Below are 4369 nucleotides of genomic sequence, written 5' to 3' on the forward strand. Positions count from 1 at the left end.
GTCGATGGCTTCACTACTCAAGCCTGCCTCGATCCCGCCGACGCTCAACGCAACGGTGCCGTCGAAGGTGCCGGGGCCGACGATTCCTCTCGTCGCGGTCCCGACGACGTCAGGCACCGGCTCCGAGCTCACGCCCGTCTCGGTGTTGACCGACCCGGACCGCGAGCTGAAGGTGGGGGTCTCCAGCGTCCACATCGTGCCCGACTTCGCCATCGTCGACCCCGAGCTCACCTACACCTGCCCTGCGACCGTCACTGCCCACTCCGGCATCGACGCGTTTTGTCACGCGGTGGAGAGCTACACCGCGCGACCCCGGGCCCACGGACCGCGCGACCCGGTGGAGCAGGTCTTCCTCGGCCGCAACCCGATCACCGATCACTACGCGCTCCTGGCCGTGGAGCGAATCGCCCGCAGCTTGCCCCATGCCGTCAGGGACGGAGGCGACAAGGCCGCGCGCGCGGACATGTCCTATGGGTCGATGCTGGCCGGGCTCGCATTTTCCCACGCAGGCAACGCCGCTCCGCACGCCCTCCAGTACCCCATCGGCGCAGCCACCCACACGCCGCACGGCTTGGGCGTCGGGCTGCTGCTGCCCTACGCGCTGGACGCGGCCAGGGATGCCATCGGCGACCGGTTGACCATCCTCGCCGGGGTGTGCGGGCTCGACGTGACCGACGCCTCGGATGCCGAGGCCGCAGATACGTTCCTCACCTGGCTCGACGGGCTCCTTGCCGACATCGGCATCCCTACCACCTTGGCGGACATCGGCGTGGCACGCGCCGACCTCCCGCGCTTCGCGGAGATGGCCGCCGGCGTCACCCGCTTGATCCAGAATCATCCAGGCCCGACCGACACCGCCAGCCTGACCGCGATCCTCGAAGCTGCCTGGATCGGGGACCGGACCTGATGGCATGAAGGAGCGGGGCCTCGCTCCTCGTGACTCCCGGCGGGAGGCTCGGGGTGCTCACGTCAGACGACGAAGGAGGCCCCACCATGGAGGCAGAGTACGACGGCCAGCAGATCGTGGGTATCGATCTGCATCGGCGTCGGTCGGTGATCGTGCGGATGACCGAGGCGGGCGAACGACTGGACAGCGTCCGGATCGACAACGATCCGATGGCGCTCGCGGCAGAGATTGCCAAGGCCGGCGAGCATCCCCAGGTCGTGCTGGAAGCCGCTTATGGCTGGTACTGGGCGGCCGATGTCCTGACCGATGCCGGTGCCCAGGTGCACCTGGCGCACCCGCTGGGGGTGAAGGGGTTCGCTTACCGGCGGGTCAAGAACGACGTCCGGGACGCGTCCGATCTGGCGGAGCTGCTGCGGATGGGCCGGCTGCCCGAGGGCTGGATCGCCCCGCCGGCGGCGCGGTCAGCCGTTTCGGGTACACCACCACATTGCTGCTCTGTGCCGCGGTGGCGACGGCGGCGACCGCCGCGTTCGCCGTCGGCGCCCTCGCTTCAGGGCACCACGAATCCGCGGTAGACGGCCGATAGCGCCGCTCCTTGCTCTCGGCAGCGGCGCGCTCGATTGCCAAGGCGTGCAAGAGACCTGGCATCCGGTAGGTTGGCTCGTGGTTCTCGGGGCGGCCGCTCAGTAGGAAGGCTCTCGTCGACCAGGCGCTCGAGCAGGCGGTCGATGGTACGCAAGGGCAGCGGCAGCACCTGCTGGACCTTCGTTCCCGTGATCCGGCGCGGCCTCCATCAGGTCCAGGGCGCGGAAGCACTGCCGTACGGGCTCAGGGAGATTGCGGTAGGCCGACTTGAGCCCGGCTCGCCCGGAGCGGTCGGCGGCCTGCAATTCGTCGAGCCTCTCGCTCGCGCGGGCTCAGCCGATGAGCCAGAATGTCGAAATCCTGCTCCGGATGTGCCGCCAGGCGGACCCCAATGATGCCGATCGCCAGGGGCAGACGGTCGCACGGCTCGAGGATCTGTCCCACGGCTCGTGGATTCTCCGACCCGTTCCGATCCGACGATGTGCGTGAACATCTCGGTGGCCGCTTCGCCGGCCACCGCACGATCTTCGGTTGTCCTCATTCGGCGCTCTGGCCACCCTGCCGACAGGGCAACCGGACGACCCACTGCCCGTCGTCCGCCGGAATCAGTCGCCGAGCAGAGCGTGCACGGTCTGCTCGGCCGCCGAGCCGGACGTGCCCTCCAGCGGTCCGAGCCGACCGTCCCGATAGAGATCGAGAAGCCGGGGGTCGACATACGAGGCCCGGGCCACCGCAGGGGTGTTGCCGAGTAGCTCGGCTACCTCCCGCATCACCCCGGCCACCACCCGCCGCCGCTTCGCCTCCGAGTTCCGCGGACCGGCTGCGGCCAGGCGGATGGCCGCGAGCACGGTCGCGTGCCAGGTACGGAAGTCCTTCGCCGTCATGTCGGCGCCGCTGGCCTCGCGGAGGTAGTCGTTGACGTCCTCGGCACGTACGTCCCACCAGCGCCGCCGCTCCCAGTAGCCGAACAACCGGTCCCGACCCCGGCGCCGCCGCCTCAGGTCCCGCAGCACCTGGCAGACGTCCGGATCGGTCACCCGTCGGCTCTGCTCCACTCCGCCCTTGGCCGGGAACTCCAGCACCACACAGCCGGCGGCCCCTCGCGCGTGCTCCGGACGCAGTGTGGCGACGCCGAACGACGGCGCCTCCCCGGCCGCGTACTGGTCGCCGCCGATCCGGAACATTCCCAGGTCCAGCAGGCGGGTGAGGGTGGCCAGCACCCGCGACCGGGTCAGGCCGCGTTCGCGCAGGTCGTTCTCGACCTGCTTCCGCAACTGGCCGAGGTGTCCGGCCACCTCAAGGACGTGCGCGAACTTCTCGCGATCCCGCCGGTCCCGCCACACCGGGTGGTACAGGTACTGCTTCCGTCCGGCCTCGTCGATTCCGGTGGCTTGAATGTGACCTCGCGGGTCGGGCGAGATCCACACCTCCCGCCAAGCCGGCGGGATGGCGAGGTCACGCAGCCGGCGAACCTGCGCCACGTCGGTGATCGCCCGCCCTTCCCGGTCCAGAAACGTGACTCCGCGTCCCCGCCGGCGGCGGCCGTAACCAGGGGCGCGCAGGTCAGAGCGACGCAGCCGCATGTTTCACCATCGCTGTCATGGCCGCACTTCTACCCCCCGGCCCGCTTCGGCACTCCAAGGTCCGGACACCGCCCACGGACGCGGCGGCCTCCCCCGGTCTACCGTCATGGAAGGCGGTTTCCCTAACTGACTCCTGGGTAGCTTCTTCATCGAAAGCAGACAGGAGGCACATCATGGGCGACCGGACGCAGTACCACGTCGTTCCCGAGATCGACTGCTGGAAGGTGGAACACGACTCGGACGTCGTCGGGCGCTACGGCACCAAGGAGAACGCACTCGTCGCCGGTCGCGACGTGGCCCGAGCAAATCGGCCGAGCCGGCTCGTCGTACACCAACCACTTGGGCAGGTTGAAATCGTACACACGTTTCAGCACGATCCCCTTCCGGCAGCGGACACCTCCGGAAAAGGAGGTCCCGGCAACCTCGACCAGATCGACTGATCGACGATGCCCAGGGACCTGGCCGGCACACTTCTCGGGCTGAGCGACATCGACATGCTCGGGGCCTTCCTGGGCACCGCCGACCTGCGACTCGCGAACCTCAAGGGAGCGAACCTGGCCTGGGCGAACCTCGCCACTGCAAACCTGAGTCGGGCCCGCCTAGTCCGCCACCCTGATTGGCGCCAACCTGATTAACACCCACCTGGACGGCGCCAACCTGAGCGACGCGTTACTGAGCGGTGTGAACCTGATGAGCGCGAACTTGTACGCGGCAGACCTGACCGGCGCGGACCTGAGGCACCGCACCGACGGGCCACTGGGGGCGGGACCCAACGCGGCCCGCCACCGCTTCCCGGTGCCAGACGCCCTGCGCCTGGTCAGGGCCGGAGTCGCCACGACCTAGCCGCCAACCTCGCCACCGCCAACGTGTCAGTGGCGCAGATGCCCACCGCCGCCGGCCCGAGCGTGCCCGAGCACGCCACCCGGCTGATCATCAAACCAGTCCGCAAGCACGGCCACGCTGTGATCACCACCGACCCGCAAACCGCCCGGACCTGGCTCACCCCGCACCCGGACCACTGGCGGCCCGGACGGCTCTCGATACGCGAGCGGCCCTTGTGGCACCCGCTGCGAGAAGCGACCGATCACACCGCCACCACCATCGAAGAGCAGTCCAGGGCCGGGGCCGGGGCCGGTTCCTGGTCGGACAAAAAGCCCGTCCGACACGACAGGCCGAACACGTCGGCGACGATGTCGATCGCCTGCGGCGCCTGGCGCAACAGGATCTGGGTGGCGGCGTTGGAGATGACGATCTGCCCGAAAAAGCTAGCGGCGGTTGGCTGACCGGTCGTTGT

At 69.2% G+C, this 4369-nt stretch carries 7 protein-coding genes; 5 read left to right on the top strand and 2 right to left on the bottom strand.

What is annotated here, in order from left to right; genetic code table 11:
* Positions 1–907: iron-containing alcohol dehydrogenase (locus ACFP2T_RS47765; RefSeq protein ID WP_377434714.1), on the top strand; the 907-nt coding region annotated here is incomplete at its 5' end.
* A 29-nt stretch (positions 908–936) separates the two neighbouring features.
* Positions 937–1482, top strand: a complete 546-nt coding sequence (locus ACFP2T_RS47770) for an IS110 family transposase (RefSeq protein ID WP_377434717.1) — start codon at positions 937–939, stop codon at positions 1480–1482.
* 615 nt (positions 1483–2097) lie between these two features.
* On the opposite strand, the gene ACFP2T_RS47775 is transcribed toward ACFP2T_RS47770, so the two are convergent.
* Complete coding sequence (locus ACFP2T_RS47775) at positions 2098–3075, bottom strand: DNA topoisomerase IB (RefSeq protein WP_377434719.1); 978 nt, start codon at positions 3073–3075, stop codon at positions 2098–2100.
* A gap of 173 nt (positions 3076–3248) precedes the next feature.
* Here ACFP2T_RS47775 and ACFP2T_RS47780 point away from each other — a divergent pair, with 173 nt between their 5' ends.
* The 3 genes from ACFP2T_RS47780 to ACFP2T_RS47790 are packed head-to-tail and all read left to right on the top strand — an operon-like array spanning position 3249 to position 3918.
* On the top strand, positions 3249–3515 hold the full coding sequence (locus tag ACFP2T_RS47780) for a DUF2188 domain-containing protein (protein WP_377434720.1): 267 nt from the start codon (positions 3249–3251) through the stop codon (positions 3513–3515).
* Positions 3516–3521: 6 nt separating this feature from the next.
* A complete protein-coding gene (locus ACFP2T_RS47785) occupies positions 3522–3710 on the top strand; it encodes a pentapeptide repeat-containing protein (protein ID WP_377434722.1) in 189 nt (62 codons plus the stop codon).
* Between the two features lie 55 nt (positions 3711–3765).
* The gene (locus tag ACFP2T_RS47790; protein ID WP_377434725.1) at positions 3766–3918 is read left to right on the top strand and encodes a hypothetical protein; all 153 of its coding nucleotides are present in this window, start codon (positions 3766–3768) and stop codon (positions 3916–3918) included.
* A gap of 241 nt (positions 3919–4159) precedes the next feature.
* Here the strand turns inward: ACFP2T_RS47790 and ACFP2T_RS47795 are convergent.
* The coding region (locus ACFP2T_RS47795; RefSeq protein WP_377434727.1) for a hypothetical protein at positions 4160–4369 on the bottom strand (210 nt) is incomplete at its 5' end.

Source organism: Plantactinospora solaniradicis (assembly GCF_042658085.1).
GTDB classification, from domain to species: domain Bacteria; phylum Actinomycetota; class Actinomycetes; order Mycobacteriales; family Micromonosporaceae; genus Plantactinospora; species Plantactinospora solaniradicis.

Excerpts from the sequence above, each read along its gene's own strand:
- ACFP2T_RS47775 (WP_377434719.1), bottom strand. The coding sequence starts at position 3,075 with ATGCGGCTGCGTCGCTCTGACCTGCGCGCCCCTGGTTACGGCCGCCGC.
- ACFP2T_RS47780 (WP_377434720.1), top strand. The coding sequence starts at position 3,249 with ATGGGCGACCGGACGCAGTACCACGTCGTTCCCGAGATCGACTGCTGG.
- ACFP2T_RS47785 (WP_377434722.1), top strand. The coding sequence starts at position 3,522 with ATGCCCAGGGACCTGGCCGGCACACTTCTCGGGCTGAGCGACATCGAC.
- ACFP2T_RS47790 (WP_377434725.1), top strand. The coding sequence starts at position 3,766 with ATGAGCGCGAACTTGTACGCGGCAGACCTGACCGGCGCGGACCTGAGG.